Raw genomic sequence first — 22,150 nt, forward strand, 5'->3', positions numbered from 1 at the left:
TAGCGCGTTTAGTGGCTTTTCCTTGCTCTAGGCTGTTAAACGCATCATCAAACTTGCCTATGTCTTGGTACTCTTTTGCAAGTGCATGGCCAATGTGTAATTTTGCATCGGGGTGTGTTACTTGCTCAAAGACGTTTTTTAAGCGCGCTATATGATTATTTTGTTGTGTGGCTTTGGTTAAGTCGCTTAATGCGAAATGGCTTGCATGGTGAAGTGGGTTTAGCGCAATGGCGCTTTCAAAGGCATTTTTGGCTTGTTCAAATAGGCCTAAAAATTTAGCGCTTACCCCTAAATTATAATAAAACTGTGGCTGCGGTTTATTTGCATGGTTAGCCAGCTCAATAGCGCAGTTAAAATAGTTTAGTGCCTCTTTGTGCAGGCCTGCTTGCGTAAGTGCAACACCTAGGGTGTCGGCATCAAGACTCTTTTTTATTTGCTCAACGGGTATCGCTAAAGCGGTGTTTTTGGCTTTGGTAAGCTCACCTGTTAATGCGTAACACTTTGCAAGCTGCGCGCTGTATTCAATGCTTTTACCAAGGCTAAGGGCTTTTTCTATTAGCTTTATGGCTTTGTGAATTTGCCCTACGCGTAAATTAACCATGGCCAGTAAAAAGTAGCCATCGGCAAAGTCGCTTTTTTGAGTCACTAATTCAACGAGGGCTTTATGGGCACGTTGTATATTACCTTGGTTTAAATGTTTAATAGCGCTTTGATGAAGGTGCTTTAAGTTTGGCTGCATGATGTTTGTTTTATTTATGTGTTAATAAAGAAAAAAGGCTCAAATAAATTTGAGCCTTATAACATTGTTTAAAAGTGACTATAAATTATATTTCAAATTTGTAGTTAAATTTAACGCCTACTGTTAGTGGGCGATTAATATAGTGGCCGTAGTTACGTTGTATGTCGGCGCCATTTGCTGATGTTATGTCTGCATCTGAGCGACGTACTGATGTAAATGCATATTTGTTGAATAGGTTATCAACATAAAGAGTTGTTGACCACTCATCGGCTGTTAACTTAGCAGAAATATTACTTAAGCTATAACCTGGTAGGGTTTCACCGTTGTCGTGCAGGCCTACTCTTGTGATTACATCGCTTTGTGCGGTTAAACCGTAGTTAATATCAAGGGTTTTATCGCTAAATACATCTGTTTGATAGTTTACACCCATTGAGAACTGATGCTCTGGCGAGCCCGGTAAACGGTCGCCGTCTTCTGCGCCATCGGTGCCATCGGCATTAAATAAAAATGGGGCGTCTGAGGTTAGCTCTGCTTTAGTGTATGCGTATGTTGCGTACACGGTAAACGAGTCAGATAAAATAGCACGGGTAGATAGCTCAATACCTTTTGCGTTGGCAGAGCCTGCATTAGATAAGTACGGTAATTGGCCTACATCTGTTGCGCCTGCAATTTGCGCATCTTCCCAATCTACATTAAATAAAGCGGCGTTAAAGTGTAATTGGCTTCTAAACCAGGTGCTTTTAAGGCCTAGCTCGTAGTTTGTTGTGGTATCGGCATCGTAAAGCATTTCTTCTGGGCTACCACAACCGGCTTGGTTAGCTGGTAATGGATCAGGACACGGTGCTAAACCATTTGAGCCACCAATTCTAAAGCCTTCACTTACCGTTGCATAACCCATTACTGATGGAGTGAACTGGTATTTAGCGTTAAATTTAAATAGGCTGCCGTTGTCGTCTGCTTCATTTTTTTCAAAATTTAATGAAATCGCATCAGGTGCTGCGCCATCAAATAGGGTATTAAATAGCGGGAAGTCGACAGCAGATTCTGATTCAACGTCGTACTGGTACAAACGCATACCAATGGTTACATCTAGTTTTTCTGTTACTTGGTAACCTACTTCACCAAACAAAGCCGACTCTGTAATTTCTGTACGGTCTACAGAAAAGTACTCAAGTTGATCTGGACGAGATTGCGATGCGCCAAAGTTTTCTACGGCAAAATCACCAAAGCCTGGGGTAAATTCTTTACTTGAGGCGTCTGTTTCTATTTTGTTGTAAAACGCGCCTACAATCCAATTTAGGTCGCTGTCGCTTTGCGATACTAAACGAAGCTCTTGCGTAAAGGTATCTTCTTCGTCAATTTCACGTGTGTATGATGAAAACGCTGGGAACTCTTCATAACCGTAATCTAGGCGGATAAGTAAATCGGTTTGGTCACGTTGGCCGTCGGCATCAAAGCTTGAAATACCGGTTGCCGATACAAGCTCTGCAAAACCTAGGTCGGCTTTTAGCTCAAGGCTTAGTAGTTGATCTTCTTTTTCGCGCGGCTCTTCATAACGATAAGCCGACTCGTATTTACCTACAATATCGCTTAAACCGTTATCGTCGTTTAGGCTGTTGTAATGAACAATTGAACGGCCTTCGCTGTCTTGGTTTTGGTAAAAGTAATTAAGTGTCCCTTCAAATGTTTCGCTTGGTTTCCAACGTACAGAAATACGGCCTGTGGTAGTTGTTTCGCCGTTAGCATCTTCAACATTTTTAATATTGTTGTTTACTTCGTCGGCGTTGCTCCAATCAGGGTCCGGTAGCGATACACCTGGCTCACGCACTGTGTAAGCATAATCAATAAAGCCTGGGTCTTCGTATACGTTTAAGCTTGCACGTACTGCAAGTTCATCTTCAATAAGTGGCAGGTTTACTATAAAGCCGCCTTCGCCGCCTAACGAGTCACTTTCTTGGGTTTGAAACATATCGCCAAATATTTCTACCGTTGTAAAGTCAAGCTCTGGCTCTTTAAGCATGTAACGAATTGCGCCGCCTAAAGTACCAGCACCATATAATGTGCCTTGTGGCCCAATAAGTACTTCTACGCGCTCTATGTCGACTAAACGCATATCAACTGACACTGGAATTTCGTTAACGTATGTGGCTACGGTGCCGCCGTCTGATGATGGACCCGACGAGTTAGTGTTTAAACCACGTACTATAATTGGTGAGCCTGAGCGACCACCTTGATCGGTAATTGTTAAACCAGGTACCCAACGCGCTACATCGGCTAATTCGCCAATGTTTTGATCTTTCATTACATCGGCATCAAGTGCGGTAATGTTTAGCGGTGCATTTTGTACAGAGCCGCTGCGTCTTGTTGCTGTAACTTCGATTACTTCGAGTGATTTGTTTTTAGCAGTGGTTTCTTGTTGTGCCACAGCCGAGTTAGAAAATAAAAATGCGCCAGATACAGCGCTCGAAATAGCCAAGGTTAGCAAGCTTGGTTTAAACATAAAAAGTGATCCCCAGATTCAAAATTTAACACCAGTTAATATAAGTTAACCAGTTTATCAGGGAGTTAAAGTGGTGGGAATATTAAAATTGAATTTTAATTCACTTTTTTGGAATAAATATAGCTTGTTGCACAACAAAAAATTATATAAATATGTATAACATCCAAGTAATTGGCTAATTAAGGTACAAGGAGGCATATTTTACTCGTTGAGCAAATGTAAATAGCCATTCATATTGGTTAATTACCTAAATGTATTAATACGGTTAAAAAACCTATAAGGCCCTGTTGAATGTTTTGCTCAACGGTATTTATTCTCGTTTTGGCACTATAAAAGTGAAGGTTGATCCCCATTAACCCTTCATACCGTAAGCTATAGCATTTCGTACTAAAGTACGCGTATTTAAGGAATATTTATGAGCCAATTATTCTCACCTTTAAAGCTCGGTGAACTCACTTTAGACAACCGCATTATTATTGCGCCTATGTGCCAGTACTCAGCAAATCAGGGGTCTGCCAGTGATTGGCACACTATTCATTTAGGGCAATTGAGCTTAAGTGGTGCAGGGCTATTAATTTTAGAGGCCACCGCGGTAAGCCCAGAGGGGCGCATTAGTTACGCCGATTTAGGGCTTTGGAATAACGAAACCCAGCAAGCACTGGGCAAAAGCTTAAAAGCGCTTAGGCAATACAGTCCTATGCCTATTGGCGTTCAGCTTGCGCATGCAGGGCGAAAAGCATCTACTGAAAAACCGTGGGATGGCGGTGGTGCAATTGCACCTAGCGATGAAAACGGCTGGCAAACACTTGCGCCTTCAGCCATTGCCTACGATGACAGCGCCTATCAACCAAAGGCTATGACAAAGTCGGATATAACCCAGCTAATAAACGATTTTGTAAGCGCAGCAAAACGCGCTGATGAGCTAGGGCTTGATTTAATTGAGCTACATGGTGCGCATGGTTATTTGTTACACCAGTTTTTATCGCCTCTTTCAAACAAGCGTGATGATGAATACGGGGGCAGTTTGCAAAACCGTATGCGCCTTGTGCTTGAGGTGTTTAAAGCATTAAGAGCTGAATTTGCAAGCCATAAACCGGTAGGCATTCGAATCTCTGCTACTGATTGGGTAGAAGGTGGCTGGGATTTAGCACAATCTATTGAGCTTGCTAAAGCATTAGACAAGCTTGGCTGCGATTTTATTCACGTAAGTACAGCAGGGCTAAGCCCAGAGCAACAAATACCGGTTAAACCTAACTTTCAGGTACCATTTGCAACCGCTATTAAAGAGGTAGTAAGTATGCCGGTAATAGCCGTAGGTTTAATCACGGAGCCACAACAAGCCGAAGATATTATTAGCGAGCAGCAAGCCGATGGCGTAGCACTAGCGCGAGGTATTTTGTATAACCCGCATTGGCCTTGGCATGCTGCAGCGCAGCTTGGCGCAACCGTTAATGCGCCTAAACAGTACTTGCGATCTAGCCCGCATGGGCAGCCTTCACCTATTAAGTAACTTACATTTTTACATTTACCATGGCTACCCACTGCATTTATATGCAGTGGGTTTTATTATTTATAAATTAGAGTTATTTATGAAACAATCACGTGCACAGCCAGTGCAAATAAGTAATACCTTAGTGAGCATTATTGCCCTGTGCTGTGGCCTTATTGTGGCAAATATTTATTATGCCCAGCCTATTATTGAGTTATTAGCGCCTGATGTGGGTTTAAGTGCGCACAGCGCCAGTTTTATTGTGTCGCTTACACAAATAGGCTATGCAATGGGACTGTTTTTTTTAGTGCCATTGGCTGATTTAGTCGAAAACAAACGCTTAATGCTCATTACCTTAGCCATAACATTTTTAAGTTTAATAGGCGCAGGCTTGGCGCAAAGCCCAAGTGTAATGTTGCTATTATGCTTATTGGTGGGGGCGAGCTCTGTATCGGTGCAAGTATTAATACCGCTTGCTGCGCATTTATCGTCAGATGAAAAACGCGGGCAAGTACTGGGTAATATAATGGCGGGGTTGTTATTGGGTATTTTATTAGCCAGGCCAGTTGCAAGCTTAATAGCCGATCACTTTGGTTGGCGAGCCGTATTTTACTTTGCCGCAGGCTGTATGGCATTTATAGCCAGTGTTATATATTTTGCAATACCGAGCAGACAACCGACACACAATACAACATACTTTAAGTTATTAAAATCGCTTAAGCAGCTAATAATACAGCAGCCAGTGCTGCGTCAGCGGGCATTGTATCAGGCGCTTATGTTTGCCTCTTTTAGCTTATTTTGGACCAGCGTACCGGTTGTATTAGCCAGAGAATATGGCTTATCGCAATCACAAATCGCCTTATTTGCTTTAGTAGGCGCAGCTGGTGCTATTGCAGCCCCTATTGTTGGGCGTTTAGCCGACAAAGGTTACACGCATCAGTTATCGTTACTTGCAAAAGTGATTGCTGCTGCGTGCTTTTTACCCAGTATATTTGAGCTTCCGCACGGTATTATTATTTTAGCGCTTACGGGCATGTTTATTGATTTTGCTGTGCAGGCAAATATGGTGCTGGGTCAGCGGGTGGTATATTCATTAGAGCCGCAAAGCCGAGCTCGCTTAAACGCCATATACATGACCAGTATTTTTGTTGGCGGAGCGCTTGGCTCGTTAATGGCAAGCCCGCTATACGAAGCTGGTGGCTGGGAAAGCGTGGCGTTAGTGGCAGCGGGTATGCCAGTTATATCACTAGTTGGCTATTTAATGACAAGTAAAAAGTAGCGCGATACAAGTTATATAATATTTTGTTATTTAAAAGGCCAGCGCAGTTATGTGCTGGCCTTTTTATAGAGGCTATTATTGTTTTTTAACACTCGAAAATGAGCTACCCACCGAAGCTATAATCACCAATAAAATAGCCAACCATTGCCACAAGGTTAATAACTCGCCAAGTATAATAAACCCAGCAAGAGCGGCAAATGCAGGCTCTAGACTTAGCATAATGCTAAACCCTTGAGCGGGCATATTACGCAGTGCAACCATTTCAAGTGTATAGGGCAGTGCACTTGATAAAATAGCAATGCCAATGCCCAGCGGTATAACACTCCATGTAAATGCACTGCTTTGTAATATGCCGCCATAAGGTACAAGTACAATGGCTGCTACGGTCATACCCAGTGCGACCGTTGCGCCGCCCGAGCTTTGCGTGCCGGTTTTTTTGCCAAATAAAATATAGGCTGCCCAGCAAGCACCGGCACCTAGAGCGAGTATTACGCCAATTGGGTCTAGGCTTTCTTGGCTGCTCATATCGGGTAGTAACAGTAAAATACCCGCAATTGCACACGCCACCCAAAATAAGTCGCGCTTAGCACGTGAGCTAAATAACGCCACCGCTAATGGGCCGGTAAATTCAAGCGCCACACCAATCCCTAAAGGGATACGTTCAATGGCGTAATAAAATAAAATGTTCATTCCGCCTAGGCTTAAACCGTATACCACAATTGATAACCGATTACCCTTAGCTGGTAGGTGTTTCCACGGTTTAAATATTAAACACAAAATAAGTGCAGAAAAGCCAAGCCTAAGTGCAGTAGTGCCTTCGGGGCCAACAACAGGAAATAACTGCTTAGCAAATGAGGCGCCAGATTGAATTGTGATCATTGCTAAAATAACGCACACAAGCGCGAGCAAAAAGTCTTTAGTGGATGATTGCATTGTTTTCCTTGGTAACAATCGTCTAGTTTTGCGCAGTGTATCTGTTTTTTATTGGCTAAGTAATAGCTTGTAGTGCATACAAATTAAATTTGGGAGGGAGTGACTAATATGTGCGATGAATTAGCGTAGCTGATTATGCATAACTAAAGGCAAACGCTGAGTGCCTCAAAATAAAAAAGCCAGCGAATAGATCGTTGGCTTATAAACGTTTAGGTCGTTTTAGTGTGTTTTGCTAGCACTTTTAACTAGGCCATCTAAAGAATAAAGGCCACGTTTTTCATCATTTTTACGTTTGATTTCTTCAAGCGCACGCGCTTCTACAGCGTCAAATAATGCATTAATTAAACGGTTAAAGTGTTTATGCATTGCGGTACGTGCGGCGCTTGCATCGTGTGTTTGTAGCGCGTTATAAATAGCGGTGTGCTCATCCATTACGCAATCGTTATTGTTTTTACACACACTGCCATAATCAGCCACAATTTGTGAATTGTTTAAACGTAAATCCCATAAATTTGCTACTGCATACTCAAGGGCTTTGTTACGTGTAGCACGCGCTATAATTTCATGAAACTCGCGGTCTGCTTGTTCTACATATAAGCCTTTTTCCATGGCTATTAGCGTTTGCTTTAATTGAGCTAGTTCTTCATCGGTGATTGATTGAGCGGCAAGTGCGGCTATTTCACCTTCAATGAGTGCGCGAGCTTGTGTTAGCTCAAAAGCGCTGATCTCTTTTGTTTTTACAGATGTTTCTTGTTGTTCTATTACATAAACGCCTGAGCCGGTTTTGACCTCTACGCGGCCTCGTACTTCTAATGCAATAATAGCTTCACGAATTGTTGGGCGGCTTACGTCAAACATGTCGGCAAGTTCTCGCTCTGGTGGTAAACGACTCCCAGCAGAAAACTCTCCTTGGTTTATCAAAGCTTCAACTTTATCAACAATGCGCCAAAATAAGCGACGGTTTCCCATATTCTACCTTTATTACCTTAAGGAATAGCGGCTAATAGGCTCAAATAGCCTAAACCTACTGTTATTAGCAGAGGTTACCCCAAAATTCACTATTATGTCAAAATTCTAAAGTGATGTAACGGTCATATAATATTATAAATGAATGTTAACCTATTTATGTTACCAATTTAGTATAAATTTTAATAATTGGCTAGCTTGATTGGTCATGTTTTTGTGTGCTAAGTTAACTTTGCTCATTTATATAAGCGTGCTTAGAGCAAGCTAACTTTAATGGTTTGAAATGTGTGCAATCTAGGCGCGGGTTAATGGTGGTGAGAGGTGAGTAACCTAGTTCGCCTAATAACTGGCGCTGCCTTGGTTAAATGGTGAATAGATTTATGCAAATTAAACCATTAAAAATCTACACGCTTAAATAAAGAGCCTGTGTAATTTAGCTGTACCTAATAAAAAATAAGTAAGCACATAATTACAACCAGGTTCTTGCCTTGATTGCCCACGGATGGGGGTCAACTTTAGTCCGCTGCTGCGTTTTTATCATTAGGGTAAACTACCCCAAGCTGTTTTCTTGCGGTATCAAGTACGTTCATTACGTCGCGGGCAAGCTGATGTGTATTAATATCTGACTCTAGCCTTTGCGCGTTTATGGTTTGCATAAAGTGCGCAACTTCGTATTTCATAAAGTGCTCATCAAATTTATCAGAAATAACCTCAACCTCCCCGTTATTGGCAACAAACTCTATGTGTTTTAACTGCGACACGGCATGTATTCGTAAGCGTCCGCGCTCACCTTGTATTTCGGTGATGTTATCGCCTTGAGAAATTTTAGAGTAGCTAATAACGGCTTGTTTATCATCGTAATTTAATAATACGTCGCCTGCGCCATCTACGCCTGTATCTAATAGTACCCCACTGGCACTCACGCGCTGTGGAGCGCCCCAAAGTGCTATAAGTAGGTAAAGCGGATACACACCTAAATCGAGCAAAGCGCCATTGGCAAATTCCGGTAAAAAGGTATTTGGGCGTTCGCCGTTTTTGTATTTATCGTAGCGCGATGAGTACTGACTGTATTGGCCAATAAACTTACGGGGTTTACCAATTTTACTCAGCGCATTTTTAAGTCGCGCAAAGTTTGGCAAATGCGTGGTCATCATTGCTTCCATGTATAGGCGTTTGTTGGCGTTAGCTGCAGTTAAAATAGCATTTAGCTCTTGGCTATTAGCGGCTGAAGGCTTTTCGCCTAGTACATGTTTGCCTGCTTCAAGGCACATTACTGCATATTGCTTGTGTAGGCTATTTGGCGCTGCAATATACACCGCATCAACATCGGGGTCTTGGCATACCTGCTCAATTGAGGTGAAAATTTTTACATCGGTATTGGGGTGATTAGATAAAAAGGCTTCGCCGCTTGATTGCTTGCGTGAGCACACACCGTATAAATTAAATGCAGGTAACGTATTTGCTGCGCTTAATAGGGTATCACTAATAAAATTTGTACCGACAATGACAAAGTTCATGCCTGCTCCTTAGCTTAAATAATAAGAGCCGTTACTTTAACATTTTTTTTGCCCTGTATGCGCGTGGAGAATACCCAAACCAGCGTTTAACACTTGCGCATAAGGTTGCTTGTTCGTGATAGCCTAAAAGCATTGAAATAGTGCTGATAGAGTATTGTTTTTGAAGCAAGTAATGCGCTGCCAGCGCCCGGCGTGTGGTGTCTTTAAGTTTTACAAAGCTGGTGTTATGTTTAGCCAATTCACGGTGCAAGGTACGCGGGTGCATATTAAGTGCCTCGGCAATAGTTTGGTTTGAACACTGATAAATAGGCAGCATTGGCCTTATTAGTGCGCTTACTTGGGCAGGTAATGAGTGACTGTGTTCGTTGCGTTTAGCTAAAAAATTAAAGGCCGCGTCGGTTTTATTCAGGTTATTGTGGTTAAGCTTTATCGATAAGTCGGCTTTGTTTATTACAATGCCCGCACTGTTGCGGTGCTCTATTACTTTACAGCCAAAATAGGTTTTGTATGCGAGTGTATTAGTTGTCAGCTTTTGCGGTAAAAACACAGTGCGAGGCTTGCACTGATTATTACTTAATTTTTTAATTATGCTCATGGCTAAGCCAAGCGTGAGCTCTATGGCTTGGTTTATTTGTGGTAGGGGCTTTAGGTTAAATTCAAACGATAAAAATAAGCTCTCGTCATTATCTAATGAGTGCGTTGTTAAGCACAATGCGGGGCTGTGTAAGTGTAAATATTTAACCACCCAGCTAAGAGCTTCTTCTAAATTAGTCCCACTTTTAGCGGCTATGGCTATGTGGCCTAAAATATCAAAGTTTTGTTTATTTGCTAATTTAAGCCCAAAGCTTGGGCAGTTAAGCGTGTGGCTGCAGTACTCTAATAAATTTGCATAGCTCAAATAGGGTAAATATTGGTTTTCAAGGTTATTAAAGTCGACAGTGACCTTACAGGTTTTCATTACGCTTGCTGGGTCTGCGCCAAGTTCTTTAATTAACGAGTCTATTGAATATAAAGAGGTGGCACGTATTGGGCTGCTCATACACTGGCGCTGTAAATTAAAGAAGGTGTCTAAAAATATCAAGTTTTTAGGATTTAATCTATGCACTATAGAGCGAATAGCTTGCTGCAATAAAACTGCTTATTTACAACTGCATGGATGCACAAAGCAGAAGCAGCTACCAATAAGAACTAAATAGTGATGATGCAAAGGCACCTATGAGTAACCACACGTTTGATTATATTATTATTGGCGCAGGCAGTGCAGGTTGTGTGCTGGCAGCGCGTTTATCAGAAGATCAGCATATAAGTGTGTGCCTAATAGAGTCGGGCGGTAGCGATAAGAGCGCTTTAATACAAATGCCTGCGGGTATTGCGGCCAGTGTGCCATACGGAATAAATAGTTGGCATTACAACACGGTACCGCAAAAGGCGCTTAATAACCGATGTGGCTTTGTGCCGCGGGGTAAAGTGCTAGGTGGGTCTAGCTCTACGAATGCCATGGTGTATATACGCGGTAATAAATACGATTACGATAACTGGGCACAAAATGGCAACCTTGGGTGGGACTACAACAGTTTATTACCCTATTTTATAAAAGCCGAAAACAATAAAACGTTTAATAACGCGTTACATGGCACAAAAGGGCCATTGCATGTGCAAGAGCTGACTAAGCCAAGTGCGCTAAACTCTTGCTTTTTAAAAGCGTGTGTTGAGCAAGGAATACAGTTAAATGACGATATAAATGGCGCTGAGCAACATGGAGCACGGCTTTCGCAGGTTACGCAACATAATGGTGAGCGCTGTAGTGCTGCAAAAGCGTATTTAACACCGCACTTAAATAGGCCTAACCTTAGTGTGTTTACCCACAGCCACGTTAATAAAATTATAATAAAAAATAAGGTCGCCCACGGCGTAGAGCTTGAGCGCGGCGGTAAAATTATTACATTAATGGCCAAAAAGGAGGTGCTTTTGAGCGCCGGTGCAATTAACTCTCCGCAGGTGTTAATGCTTTCAGGAATTGGCCCTAAAGCGCATTTAGCAGCGCATAACATACCACTGGAACATGCACTGGAAGGAGTAGGGGGTAATTTGCAAGATCACTTAACCGTGGTGCCTTTGTGTAAAGCAAATACAGCAAAAGGCACCTTTGGGGTAAGTGTAAAAGGCGCTGCAAGTATTATTAAAGGGTGTGCCCAGTGGTTTAGTAAACGCAGCGGAATATTAACCAGTAATTTTGCTGAGTCACATGCGTTTATTAATGTATTGGATAATTCGCCTGCGCCGGATATTCAACTTGAGTTTGTAATTGGGTTGGTGGACGATCATAGTCGCAAAGTTCACCTTGGCCATGGCTATAGTATTCACAGTAGTATTATGCGCCCCAAAAGCCGAGGGACAATAAGGCTTGCCAATAGCAATCCACGCAGTGCGCCACTTATCGACCCTAATTATTTAAGCCACCCTGATGATTTATCGCTTATGCTTGCAGGGCTTAAAAAAGCGCTGCGTATTATGCAAAGCCCCGCCTTTGATAAAATTCGTGGTAACTTTGTTTACCCGCTTGATGTAAATAACGACTCCCGGCTTATTGAGTTTATTCGCCAAACTGCCGATACCGAATATCACCCTGTGGGCACCTGTAAAATGGGCACCGACAATATGGCGGTGGTTAATAGCAAACTACAAGTACACGGGATACGCAGCTTAAGGGTTATTGATGCCTCAATTATGCCTACCATAGTAACAGGTAACACAAACGCACCTGTTATTGCCATTGCTGAAAAGGCCGCTGATTTAATTAAATTGAGCTATAAAACAGGGTTATAAGGTGCGGTTGTAAAAGTCAGTAAGCCACGCCTGCCAGTCATCTTCTAGTTTAAGCATTTGTTGGTGCTTTTTAGCGTTAAGGTGTTTGTTTTCATCTTCGGTGGCAATAAAAGGGCCTACCCGACAAAGCGAGCAATGATTTTCATCTAAATACGCAGGCTTTGTAAGGTGAGTGCTTAGTTCGTCAGATTGCGCCAAGATTGCTTTAGGCGTAAACACATAAGTGATGCCACTGGTGTCTTTTACGTGTTTATCACGGTCTACGTTTCTTATTTTGTAACCATCAAACTGGTTAATATCAAAAGGCATTTGGCCCGCGTATTTAGCCTCAAGGCCATTACTTAAGCTGCCTTCAATATTCCACTCGCGATAGGGTTTTACATCTTTTGAGGTTATGTAGCAAAGCATAGGGCCGCTTTTGTCGAGTGCGTATTTGTTAGCGTATTTAATAAATTGATGTAGTAACGCGCGATTAAGCACGTTCATGCTGGTTTTTTGGGTGTTGCTTTCAAATGCTTCGCGCCCTACAAAGGCTGGAATAAGCGGAAACTGAAAAATAACCACATCAAAGCTGTGCTGGTGGGCAGCTAATTTTTGCCAACATAAAGGGTCCGTTACATCAAAGCAATTAATAACCTCAACATGACACTTTTTTAAACTACTTAGCGCATTGTGCTGGTATTTTTGCTCTATGGTTTGAGCGCTATCATAAGTAGATGCGACTAACTTTGCCGGTTTTATATGATTAACCACCGCATTAGAGAACGATAGATCGCCATCGCCTACTGTGAGAATTCGCCAATTAGGATTTAAATACATAACTTAATTAGATTTGTGAGTGTTTTGATCTGCACTTTGAGTATTTTGCGCTGTATTAGCACCATGCAAACGATGAAATGCAAGGCGTGTTTTAAGCCCTTCAATGGCTATTTGTTTTAAAATTAAATTAAAGGTAATTAAAATAGCAAACACAATATGAATAGGGCCATGTGTAAAACCCGCCTCTGGGTTATAAAGCGTAAGCCCAAACAACATAAATAACACCACTAACAGTATTTCTATTAATTGGTTTGAGTAAAAGCTGAGCCGGCCTTCATTTTTGTGATCTTTTTTAATACTAATAGCGCAAAAAAACGGAATAACTTTAATTTTAAAAGCGGCGTTTTTTTCTACGTAGTTTTCGCCAAGCTCGTTAAGCTGCTGGCGTAATGTATCAATCATGGTGCGTCCTTAAATAGCAGTGCGCGGATGTTACACTATTACGCCTAGTAGGTTAAGCAGCGCAAGGTTATTTTGGGTAAAGGCTCATACCAATGGTGAGTATGTGACACACAAATACCACTGAGGTAAGAATAAAGCGCATTTTTTGATAATCGCGATGGTAGGTTTGCCATTGTGGTGTGGCTTTTTCAAAGATAAGAACTAACCAAAAACTAGCCCCTAACCAGGCAAGCGCCCACTCCAGCGGAATAAACGATAAAAATGGTACGGGTATAACAGGCACAACCGCTTTAATTGCATCGCTGTAGCTTTGCATCCCAGCGCGCCATAAATTGCCCGCCATAAATGCCAGTATAGCAATGCTATAAAAAGTAAAAAACTCCAAGTTAACGCTATTACTGCCAAACATAAGCGGCCACGCTACACAGCCCAAAAAGGGTAGTAACCCCAAATAGCCAAGTTGAATATGATTAACAAATTTTTCCATTACAGCATGCCTTATGTTGTGTGTTTTTTAGCGCGGCTATTGTAGCAGTATTCTTAGCACTTACAGGTAATAAATCGTTTACGAATAGAAGAGCTGGATAGTTCAATCTTAAAAATCGATTGTTTTAATCTAAACAATCAATTTTATTTAGTTTACCAATGGGCTTATTGTATTAATCAAGCCAACGCGAAAGGCCACACATTTTGGCTGCGTTGAGTAACTTTAAAACACTTTAAATATAAATGAGGAATACTATGAGCACTTCATTGATCAACACAAAAATTCAACCTTTTAACGCAACTGCATACCACAATGGTGACTTTGTAGAAGTGTCTGAAAAAGACGTACTAGGTAAGTGGTCAATCTTCTTCTTTTACCCTGCAGATTTCACGTTTGTATGTCCTACTGAGCTTGGCGATGTTGCTGATTACTACGAGCAGCTACAAGAAATGGGTGTAGAAGTTTACTCAGTATCAACTGATACTCACTTCACGCACAAAGCATGGCATGACACGTCAGACACTATTGGTAAAATTAAATTTCCAATGATTGGCGACCCAACTGGCCGTATTACTCGCAGCTTTGGCGTTATGATTGAAGATGACGGCCTTGCACTTCGCGGTACTTTTGTAATGAACCCAGAGGGCGAAATCAAAGTAATCGAAACGCATGACCTAGGTATTGGCCGTAGCGCTAAAGAGTTAGTACGTAAAGTACAAGCTGCACAATACATTGCAACTCACGACGGTGAAGTTTGCCCTGCATCTTGGCAGCCAGGTGAAGACACACTTGCTCCTTCACTAGACCTAGTTGGTAAAATCTAAATACAGGTTTACCCACTTTTATGAGGGCAGGTAACTGCCCTTAAACCAACATCATTTCGCTTGTTGGTGCCTCCTATCTCAACTCGGACTCATTAGCACATGCATTAGTTGGCATGGGAGGCTTGCTGTTTAAATTTTCCTAAAAAGGGTTAAGCCATGTTAGATAACAACATTAAAAATCAATTAAAAAGCCATTTTGAATCGCTTACTCAACCTGTTGAGCTGCTTATTGCCTTGGATGACAGCAAAAAATCAGCAGAAGTAGAAAGCTTAGCAAACGATTTAGCCTCGCTAAGCGATAAGTTTACGGTAGTGAGCAACCCTGATTCGAGCGCACGTCGCCCATCTATGGTTGTGCATTCACCTGAAAAAAACACCCACATTACGTTTGCTGGCGTACCTATGGGTCACGAATTTACAAGTTTAGTGTTAGCGCTTTTACACACTGGCGGACACGCAAGTAAAGCAAAAAGCGAAGACATTGAACAAATAGAATCACTCAATCAAGAACTTAATTTTGAAGTATACATAAGCTTAAGTTGCCAAACATGCCCGCAAGTAGTGCAGGCGCTAAATACAATGGCAGCAACAAACAGCAAAATTAAAGCAACAATGATTGACGGCGCACTCTTTCAAGACGAAGTAGAAGAGCGCAATATTTTAGCAGTACCAGCTGTGTACTTAAATGGCGAACCATTTAGCCAAGGTGCATTAAGCCTTACCGACATTTTAAATAAAGTAGACACTAAAGGCGCGGCTAAACAAGCTGCAGCATTAAGCGAAAAAGACGAGTTTGATGTATTAGTAGTCGGTGGCGGACCTGCGGGTGCCTCAGCCGCTATTTACTCTGCTCGTAAAGGGTTAAACACCGGTATAGTCGCCGATAGATTTGGTGGCCAAGTTGCCGATACGTTGGCTATCGAAAACTTTATTTCGATTAAAGCCACTGAAGGCCCAAAGCTTGTTGCTCAGCTTGAAGAGCATGTTAAAGAATACGATGTAGATGTAATGCATAACCAACGCGCAGCAGGGCTTGGTCGCGGTAGTAATGGTTATGAAATTACCCTTGAAAACGGGGCTACTTTAAAAGCTAAATCGCTTGTTTTAGCAACCGGTGCACGCTGGCGTGAAATGAACGTACCTGGTGAGCAAGAATATCGCGGCCATGGCGTAGCTTACTGCCCACACTGTGATGGTCCGCTATTTAAGGGTAAGCCTGTTGCCGTTATTGGTGGTGGTAACTCGGGTATAGAGGCGGCTATCGACTTAGCTAACATTGTAGAGCATGTAACTGTGCTTGAGTTTGCTGATACGCTGCGCGCTGACGAAGTCCTTATTCGTAAAGCGAATAGCTTAAGCAACATCACTATTATTAAAAATGCGCAAACCACTGAAGTAGTAGGCGATGGTAAAAAAGTAACCGGACTTAATTACACTGACCGTGTAACAGGTGAGGAAAGATCATTAGCACTTGCAGGTATTTTTGTACAAATAGGTTTGATCCCTAATACCGAATGGTTAAAAGAGAGCGACCTTACACTAAGCAAGTTTGGCGAGATAGAAATTGACGCTAAAGGCGCAACCTCATTACCGGGCGTTTACGGTGCGGGTGACGCGACAAATACGCCGTTTAAGCAAATCATTATTGCAATGGGTAGTGGTGCAACAGCAAGCTTAGGGGCGTTTGATTACTTAATTCGCCATAGCGAGCAAAGCAACCAAGACCAAAATGCAGCTTAATAGGCAAATCGTCTCTTGATGTAACAGCAATAGGTACACCCAAAAGCTGTTTGTTAACCCAAGCCGCCCTCTCCAAAGGCGGCTTTTTTAACGACTTTGAGAACTTAGTTAGGTATTCGTTCTTCAAGCCAAACTCTAAGGCTTTTAGGATCTTTGATGAAAGGTATCCTAACCCAGCTTCCATAAGCATATAAGTGGATTGTAGAGTAACCAAAAATACGGCCTAAAAATGTTGTTACTTGTTCAACATTTTCGACACTTTTGAAGCCTAGCTTGTCTTCTCTTCTTGTTAGTATTCCACTAAATACGGTTATCGAGTTATCTTTTGCAATGACTTTTATGAAAACTGCTTCCAGAATTTTATGAGAATCTTTTAAGACATAAATTGCAGGTAAGACGACTAAGCTTAGTAGAACATCATTTTTGAACTGCTCACCTATTAATTTTTGCCCTATGAATGAGAAAATTAAATAGACTAATCCTAGGCCAAGGATTCGCGCACAAATTTCTCCAAATGCTTCAATAGAACGCCAGAGTTTAGCAATTTTAATTGTTGGCAAAATACCTCCGTTCTACAAAGCTTTAATAGGCCGCTTTAAATTATTAATCACAGCCGCCAGAATCCCCACCGCAATCATTATTAGAGTGTGAGTTATTGTTAGAATAAATTGAAGAGTCATTGCTTGTATAAGTTGAAGAGCTACGTGATGCTTTCCCATTGATAAACGTAACTAATAACAATACGCCTGATACAATAACGACCGTTATTGATGAACTCCATTGCTCAGTGGAAATGCCCTTAAATATGGCTAAACACAGTACAGTAAATAGTAATGTTCTTATTATACTTTTCATTTTATATCCTTACTAGTTAAAGCGAGTTTACTTTAGCTGTATGTTCTAAGGCATTAGAAAGCGCTTTTTCGATATGCGGAAGCTTAAATGGCTTAGAGACAAACATATCCATGCCTGCTTGCTGGCAAGCTAGTTTATCTTGCGACGATGTATTAGCAGTTAGCGCTACAATGTAGGTGCTTTCGCTAGGGCAAATACGTTGCGCTCTCAGCGTTTTAGTGGCTTCAAAACCATCCAGGATTGGCATAATGCAATCCATAAAAATAAGGTCGTAATGCTTTTGCTTACACTTAAAAATAGCGTCTTGGCCATCAATGGCACAGTCGGCTTTTACGTTTAACTTATCAAGAGAGGCATCAAGCACACGACGGTTTATATCGTTGTCATCAACAATAAGTACACTGAGCGAGTGGCTGTTTAACTCAATTTTTGATTTAATATCGTCTATTATTTGCTCTTTACCAAGCTCTAGCGGAATATTAATACTAAACGTTGAGCCTTTTTGTAGCTCACTCGTCACCTTTATTGTACCGCCCATGTATTCTACAAGCTCTTTTATAATTGCTAGGCCAAGCCCTGTGCCCCCTTTATTGTTTTTAGCGTCAACCTCTTGTGTAAACGGCGAAAATAAAGACTCTAAAAAAGCGGGGGTCATTCCGCGACCAGTGTCAGAAACAGTGATACCAAGAGATAACGCATCGTTATTATTTATGAGCTGTGTTTTAAGTTTTACATGGCCTTGCTCGGTAAATTTTAATGCGTTACTTAATAAGTTAGAGGTAATTTGGCTAAGGCGTGTACTGTCGCAAAAGGCCCAGCAGCTATCATCAATTGTATTATCTATGATTAATTCAACATGGGTTTCTTTAAATAACGGGGTATATAAAGAGGCTAAATCACTAAATATGGTTTTAAGCAGTACGTCGGTTGGCTCTAGTTTTAATTCACCATGATTAATTTTAGAAAAATCGAGTACTTCGTTGATAATATTAAGTAAAATATCAGCGCTGCGTAGCGCTATTTTTATTTTTTCGTCTCGTTTTTCAGTGTCTTTTTCATCTATTAGGGTGGTGAGCATGCCGGTTATGCCATTTAGGGGGGTGCGTAACTCGTGGCTAATTTTAGCAAATAGCATACTTCTATCTTCTAACATATGCTCTGCTTCGGCTTTTTTCTTTTTTAGCGCTTCTCTAAGTAAGATTGATTCGGTAATGTCTTGAAATGTACCAAATAGCCTTATGCAATTACCTTCGTGAAACTCGGCTTCTCCAAAAGTCGAAATCCAAATTTCTTGGTTTTGTGCAGTGATAACCTCAAGCTCTAAATCCCATTTTTCACCTTTGTGTATGGCGTTTTCTACTGCTTGGTCTATGGCTTCTCTGCTGGCGCCCTCTTTGTAAAACTCAATCGCGTTATCAACTATTGGCTGATAGTCATCGGCTACCTGATGAATGCGTTTAGTTTGCTTACTCCAATAAACTTTGTTCTCGATTAAATCGACCTCCCAAGTGCCGATATTCGCGATGTTTTCGAGCTTTGACAGGGTGTAGCTATTTTTTAAAAGTTGCTCTTTGGTGTCTATTTTTGCAAATTCAGATCCTAACCACTGAGCAAATAGCTCAATGTAATCGTAGGCTTCGTCGCTAAATGCAGGTGACTCGTTAGGCGATGAAAAGTTAACAGTGCCAAAGGTTTTATCGGCTACTTTTATAGGTGCGCCAATGTAGGACTCAAGTTGAAAATTTATGTAACAAGGGTGAGTTGCAATCGTACTTTGTGAGGCTTTATGAAACGAAAGCGCCGAGCCCGCAGATAACGTATGGACGCAATAGGTGCCATCTAGCTCAAATTGTGTACCGGGTAATAAGGCGTTATCGGGTGTTAGAGCATGTAATACTGTGTACGTATTAGCATCAATTTTACTAATTATTGCTACATCAAGGCTGAACACTTCTAGGCCAAACGCGAGTAGGTTTTTAATTTTAGAATTAAAATCCAGAGTTTGGTCTGAGACTATATCGTGAAAACGCCTTAAAAAGTTCACCGCAATTACCTTAATTGTATTTTATATCGTTATGCGTATCGGCAGATAGGCACATTTATTTATATGTTTTTAACAGTTTATACCAACAGGCGTAAACCGCTGAGCAATATATTGAGTAATGGGTGTTAGGCTATCAACACGCGAACTTAATTGTTTTGCTCAATTAGCAAACTTTTCCCATTAATAGGTAGAATTAGGCGTGTATTCTGGGTTTATGTCGCCGCCTACTTCTTCTGGGTCTACATCGTTTATAAGTAACACTTCGCGCACGGCTTCAATATGATCAAGCACCGTTTGATAGCGCTCGCCATATTCGTACTTTGTTACTTCAATTGCTTGCGGCATGTAAGTAAATGCAATTTTTAGTGCGTGTAACGCGTCTGGATTGATTTTATCGCTCATAAATTTCTCTCATTTTATCAATGTATAGTGATTTGTTTAACAGCTGCTAAAAGAGCCTGCCTAGGGACAATTAGCTTTTTGCATATGCCTTAACAAAATAACAATAATTATAGAGTTTGTTGACTGTTAAAGTTAAAAATTTGCCTGTTTAGTCGTTATTTTAATGGGCTAAGCAGTTAAGCACTGATCAGTATGATAACGCAGTTGTTTTTGGGATTATTTAAAAACATTTTTAGCTCATCATATTTTCCTACCTAAATACCAAGTATGCTCAAAAAATGTAATTTTATAAATAAACAGGCATTGATTGTGCGAATAAAAAGGAGCTTGTTAGCTTATTAAGTAACGATAATATGTTGCATAAATTTACAAATGCGCAATATAATGCAAATAGTTGTTATTTGCATGTGCAGATGTGAGCGCCTGCTATTTATTAAATGAGCTAAAAATGAATAATAAAAAAACCTTTAGCGCTACAAAGCGTCGCCATTTAATGGCGTGCGTATTGGCATTGGTAACCGCTACGGTGATGATCACCGGGATGACTACCTATTTGCCCTTACAAATGAGTGAACAAATTTTACTGCCTATTTTACTGTTTCCAATTATTTGGGTTGGGCTTTTTATATATGCCTACATTAGCGAAAAAGCATGGCAGCCATTTTTACTCATGATCACTTTGTGTTTAGTGCATGGAATTTTAAGTTATTTTGCATTAATGCAGGGGCAAGGATGAAATCAATTACTTTAAAAAAGCTATTTTTATTACATAGTTGGGTGGGCGTAGTAACCGCCGTTTTATTGTTTGTTGTGGCATTTACCGGCGCGTTAGCAGTACTTGCAAGGCCTGAGCTAAAAATTTGGGCCAACCAATCACTGCAGCAAACTCAACATATTCCTAATAGCGAAATAAGCACATTAGTTAATACATACCACGCTCAAGTGCCCAAAGAGTTTGGTGAAAACATTCATGTGTTTATGCCAACAGGGCATAATTTTCACTTACTGGCTTTAGTATTTGAATCGCACCATGGTGATGAAAATTACCAGCAAGAAGTACTTCGGGCATTTGAATTTGACCCAGCAAGCTTAGCGTTGGTAAATACCTACTATGGCCCCAGTAAGCAATATTATGCCAATAGAAAAACAGATGCAGCCAGCTACATTGGTGAGTTTCACGCTGACTTACATTTAGGGCGACCCATAGGGCTTATTTTAACTGGGTTTTTAGGTTTAACATTATTAGTAAGTACGGTAACTGGCTTATTTATACATCGTAAATTAATTAAAGAGCTGTTCACCTTTAGGTGGCTTAAAGGCTTTGATGTAACCATGAGTGACGGCCACAAAGTAATGGGCATTTGGGGCAGTATTTTTAATATTGTAATTGGCTTTAGCGGCGCATTTTTAGGGCTCGCAACCGTAATTTTACTACCGGCAGCAGCTTTTGTTAGCTTTGGAGGCGACCAAGATAAGTTAATAGAAACTTTTACAGCCATTCCTGAGCCAATAATTAGTCATGTAAATCAGCCGACTAACATAACCGCTATTTTAAGTGATGCGCAGCAACGCTACCCACATGCTGTTATTTTAGATGCCACGGTAATGGCGCATAACGATACAAACGCACAAGTGTATTTACGCCTTTTAGGAGGCGAAGCCGTGGCTTCTCAGTTATTGCATTACAATGGGCAAGGGGAGTACATCACTTCAATGAGTAGCTTTGGCGATATTGCAGGGGTATCAATTAAAATTATTGAAATACTCTTCCCACTCCATTTTGGTAATTTTGCTGGCTTATTTGTGAAGTTACTTTGGGTAATGCTTGGCTTAGCATGTGCCTTAATGCCACTTTCAGGCATGATGATGTGGTTAGCAAAGCGTACCAGAGGCAGCACACCAACACTTAGCGCTGACGCGTATGCAAGGTGGAACCGCTTTATTATAGGCAGTTGCGGTGGTTTAGTGCTTGCTTGTTGTGTGTTATTCCCTGTGCAAGTACTTTTAAACTATGCCGTGGCTGGCGCTGAGCACAATGCTTACTTTGGGCCGGTATTTTTTTACGCGTGGTTAGTATGGCTAGTAATTGCAGCATTTTGGCAAAACTATAAAAACTACTTTAGAGCAACCTTGTTGCTTTGCGCCTTATTCTTAATGAGTGTTTTACCACTTAATAGTGTATTAGGCGTTAATAATGTTATTAACGCAAACAGTACCCTAGTGGCATTTACAGATATTAGCTTTTTAATTGTTGGACTGGCGTTTTTATGGGGATACTTAGAAACAAAACCTGATGCCATAGCACTTGCAGAGGTAAAAGCAGCATGA

At 41.2% G+C, this 22,150-nt stretch carries 19 protein-coding genes; 7 read left to right on the forward strand and 12 right to left on the reverse strand.

Annotated elements, in window-relative coordinates; translation table 11 throughout:
• Both B2R65_RS16150 and B2R65_RS16155 read right to left on the reverse strand, forming a co-directional pair.
• Nucleotides 1-739: tetratricopeptide repeat protein (locus tag B2R65_RS16150; RefSeq protein WP_286744353.1), on the reverse strand; the 739-nt coding region annotated here is incomplete at its 3' end.
• A gap of 85 nt (nt 740-824) precedes the next feature.
• Complete coding sequence (locus B2R65_RS16155) at nt 825-3,239, reverse strand: TonB-dependent receptor (protein WP_024032733.1); 2,415 nt, start codon at nt 3,237-3,239, stop codon at nt 825-827.
• A 415-nt stretch (nt 3,240-3,654) separates the two neighbouring features.
• Here B2R65_RS16155 and B2R65_RS16160 point away from each other — a divergent pair, with 415 nt between their 5' ends.
• Together B2R65_RS16160 and B2R65_RS16165 are read left to right on the forward strand one after the other, a co-directional pair.
• Nucleotides 3,655-4,749 (forward strand): NADH:flavin oxidoreductase/NADH oxidase, encoded by a 1,095-nt coding sequence (locus B2R65_RS16160; protein WP_273605359.1) that lies wholly within the window; start codon nt 3,655-3,657, stop codon nt 4,747-4,749.
• A 79-nt stretch (nt 4,750-4,828) separates the two neighbouring features.
• The gene (locus B2R65_RS16165; protein WP_286744355.1) at nt 4,829-6,007 is read left to right on the forward strand and encodes an MFS transporter; all 1,179 of its coding nucleotides are present in this window, start codon (nt 4,829-4,831) and stop codon (nt 6,005-6,007) included.
• 75 nt (nt 6,008-6,082) lie between these two features.
• On the opposite strand, the gene B2R65_RS16170 is transcribed toward B2R65_RS16165, so the two are convergent.
• The 4 genes from B2R65_RS16170 to B2R65_RS16185 all read right to left on the reverse strand — a co-directional run bounded on the left by B2R65_RS16170 (nt 6,083) and on the right by B2R65_RS16185 (nt 10,462).
• Nucleotides 6,083-6,940: an EamA family transporter gene (locus B2R65_RS16170; RefSeq protein WP_064387042.1), complete on the reverse strand. Its 858-nt coding sequence runs from the start codon at nt 6,938-6,940 to the stop codon at nt 6,083-6,085.
• 219 nt (nt 6,941-7,159) lie between these two features.
• Nucleotides 7,160-7,909 carry a FadR/GntR family transcriptional regulator gene (locus tag B2R65_RS16175; RefSeq protein ID WP_004587131.1) on the reverse strand — a complete coding sequence of 250 codons (750 nt, stop codon included), beginning with the start codon at nt 7,907-7,909 and terminating at the stop codon, nt 7,160-7,162.
• Between the two features lie 512 nt (nt 7,910-8,421).
• Nucleotides 8,422-9,423, reverse strand: a complete 1,002-nt coding sequence (locus tag B2R65_RS16180) for a Gfo/Idh/MocA family protein (RefSeq protein WP_286744360.1) — start codon at nt 9,421-9,423, stop codon at nt 8,422-8,424.
• A 31-nt stretch (nt 9,424-9,454) separates the two neighbouring features.
• Nucleotides 9,455-10,462, reverse strand: a complete 1,008-nt coding sequence (locus tag B2R65_RS16185; RefSeq protein WP_286744363.1) for an AraC family transcriptional regulator — start codon at nt 10,460-10,462, stop codon at nt 9,455-9,457.
• 176 nt (nt 10,463-10,638) lie between these two features.
• Between B2R65_RS16185 and B2R65_RS16190 the strand changes: the two genes are divergently transcribed.
• Nucleotides 10,639-12,249 (forward strand): GMC family oxidoreductase, encoded by a 1,611-nt coding sequence (locus B2R65_RS16190; RefSeq protein ID WP_286744366.1) that lies wholly within the window; start codon nt 10,639-10,641, stop codon nt 12,247-12,249.
• Here B2R65_RS16190 and B2R65_RS16195 read toward each other — a convergent pair.
• The 3 genes from B2R65_RS16195 to B2R65_RS16205 form a co-directional block, all read right to left on the reverse strand.
• The gene (locus tag B2R65_RS16195) at nt 12,244-13,068 is read right to left on the reverse strand and encodes a class I SAM-dependent methyltransferase (RefSeq protein WP_286744368.1); all 825 of its coding nucleotides are present in this window, start codon (nt 13,066-13,068) and stop codon (nt 12,244-12,246) included. The genes B2R65_RS16190 and B2R65_RS16195 overlap by 6 nt on opposite strands.
• A gap of 3 nt (nt 13,069-13,071) precedes the next feature.
• Complete coding sequence (locus B2R65_RS16200; protein ID WP_029774450.1) at nt 13,072-13,470, reverse strand: hypothetical protein; 399 nt, start codon at nt 13,468-13,470, stop codon at nt 13,072-13,074.
• A gap of 67 nt (nt 13,471-13,537) precedes the next feature.
• Nucleotides 13,538-13,957 carry a DUF3429 domain-containing protein gene (locus B2R65_RS16205; RefSeq protein ID WP_054981772.1) on the reverse strand — a complete coding sequence of 140 codons (420 nt, stop codon included), beginning with the start codon at nt 13,955-13,957 and terminating at the stop codon, nt 13,538-13,540.
• A gap of 254 nt (nt 13,958-14,211) precedes the next feature.
• Here B2R65_RS16205 and ahpC point away from each other — a divergent pair, with 254 nt between their 5' ends.
• Together ahpC and ahpF are read left to right on the forward strand one after the other, a co-directional pair.
• Nucleotides 14,212-14,781 (forward strand): alkyl hydroperoxide reductase subunit C, encoded by a 570-nt coding sequence (gene ahpC / locus B2R65_RS16210; protein WP_004587118.1) that lies wholly within the window; start codon nt 14,212-14,214, stop codon nt 14,779-14,781.
• A 156-nt stretch (nt 14,782-14,937) separates the two neighbouring features.
• Nucleotides 14,938-16,521, forward strand: a complete 1,584-nt coding sequence (ahpF, locus tag B2R65_RS16215) for an alkyl hydroperoxide reductase subunit F (RefSeq protein WP_286744377.1) — start codon at nt 14,938-14,940, stop codon at nt 16,519-16,521.
• A 104-nt stretch (nt 16,522-16,625) separates the two neighbouring features.
• Here ahpF and B2R65_RS16220 read toward each other — a convergent pair whose 3' ends face one another.
• The 3 genes from B2R65_RS16220 to B2R65_RS16230 form a co-directional block, all read right to left on the reverse strand.
• Nucleotides 16,626-17,081 (reverse strand): PH domain-containing protein, encoded by a 456-nt coding sequence (locus tag B2R65_RS16220; RefSeq protein ID WP_286744380.1) that lies wholly within the window; start codon nt 17,079-17,081, stop codon nt 16,626-16,628.
• A gap of 311 nt (nt 17,082-17,392) precedes the next feature.
• Nucleotides 17,393-19,420 carry a hybrid sensor histidine kinase/response regulator gene (locus B2R65_RS16225; protein WP_286744383.1) on the reverse strand — a complete coding sequence of 676 codons (2,028 nt, stop codon included), beginning with the start codon at nt 19,418-19,420 and terminating at the stop codon, nt 17,393-17,395.
• Between the two features lie 180 nt (nt 19,421-19,600).
• Nucleotides 19,601-19,822, reverse strand: a complete 222-nt coding sequence (locus B2R65_RS16230) for a hypothetical protein (RefSeq protein ID WP_024032720.1) — start codon at nt 19,820-19,822, stop codon at nt 19,601-19,603.
• A gap of 448 nt (nt 19,823-20,270) precedes the next feature.
• On the opposite strand from B2R65_RS16230, the gene B2R65_RS16235 reads away from it, so the two are divergent.
• Together B2R65_RS16235 and B2R65_RS16240 are read left to right on the forward strand one after the other, a co-directional pair.
• Complete coding sequence (locus tag B2R65_RS16235) at nt 20,271-20,558, forward strand: hypothetical protein (protein ID WP_029774445.1); 288 nt, start codon at nt 20,271-20,273, stop codon at nt 20,556-20,558.
• The gene (locus tag B2R65_RS16240; protein WP_286744389.1) at nt 20,555-22,150 is read left to right on the forward strand and encodes a PepSY-associated TM helix domain-containing protein; all 1,596 of its coding nucleotides are present in this window, start codon (nt 20,555-20,557) and stop codon (nt 22,148-22,150) included. The genes B2R65_RS16235 and B2R65_RS16240 overlap by 4 nt, the downstream gene beginning before the upstream one ends.

Source organism: Pseudoalteromonas sp. UBA2102 (genome assembly GCF_002331165.1).
Taxonomy (GTDB): Bacteria; Pseudomonadota; Gammaproteobacteria; order Enterobacterales; family Alteromonadaceae; genus Pseudoalteromonas; species Pseudoalteromonas atlantica.

Coding starts and splice junctions, on each gene's coding strand:
- B2R65_RS16230 (WP_024032720.1), bottom strand. CDS start 19,822: ATGAGCGATAAAATCAATCCAGACGCGTTACACGCACTAAAAATTGCA.
- B2R65_RS16190 (WP_286744366.1), top strand. CDS start 10,639: ATGAGTAACCACACGTTTGATTATATTATTATTGGCGCAGGCAGTGCA.
- B2R65_RS16185 (WP_286744363.1), bottom strand. CDS start 10,462: ATGAGCAGCCCAATACGTGCCACCTCTTTATATTCAATAGACTCGTTA.
- B2R65_RS16235 (WP_029774445.1), top strand. CDS start 20,271: ATGAATAATAAAAAAACCTTTAGCGCTACAAAGCGTCGCCATTTAATG.
- B2R65_RS16240 (WP_286744389.1), top strand. CDS start 20,555: ATGAAATCAATTACTTTAAAAAAGCTATTTTTATTACATAGTTGGGTG.
- B2R65_RS16170 (WP_064387042.1), bottom strand. CDS start 6,940: ATGCAATCATCCACTAAAGACTTTTTGCTCGCGCTTGTGTGCGTTATT.
- B2R65_RS16175 (WP_004587131.1), bottom strand. CDS start 7,909: ATGGGAAACCGTCGCTTATTTTGGCGCATTGTTGATAAAGTTGAAGCT.
- B2R65_RS16200 (WP_029774450.1), bottom strand. CDS start 13,470: ATGATTGATACATTACGCCAGCAGCTTAACGAGCTTGGCGAAAACTAC.
- B2R65_RS16180 (WP_286744360.1), bottom strand. CDS start 9,423: ATGAACTTTGTCATTGTCGGTACAAATTTTATTAGTGATACCCTATTA.
- B2R65_RS16160 (WP_273605359.1), top strand. CDS start 3,655: ATGAGCCAATTATTCTCACCTTTAAAGCTCGGTGAACTCACTTTAGAC.
- ahpC (WP_004587118.1), top strand. CDS start 14,212: ATGAGCACTTCATTGATCAACACAAAAATTCAACCTTTTAACGCAACT.
- B2R65_RS16195 (WP_286744368.1), bottom strand. CDS start 13,068: ATGTATTTAAATCCTAATTGGCGAATTCTCACAGTAGGCGATGGCGAT.
- B2R65_RS16155 (WP_024032733.1), bottom strand. CDS start 3,239: ATGTTTAAACCAAGCTTGCTAACCTTGGCTATTTCGAGCGCTGTATCT.
- B2R65_RS16165 (WP_286744355.1), top strand. CDS start 4,829: ATGAAACAATCACGTGCACAGCCAGTGCAAATAAGTAATACCTTAGTG.
- B2R65_RS16205 (WP_054981772.1), bottom strand. CDS start 13,957: ATGGAAAAATTTGTTAATCATATTCAACTTGGCTATTTGGGGTTACTA.
- ahpF (WP_286744377.1), top strand. CDS start 14,938: ATGTTAGATAACAACATTAAAAATCAATTAAAAAGCCATTTTGAATCG.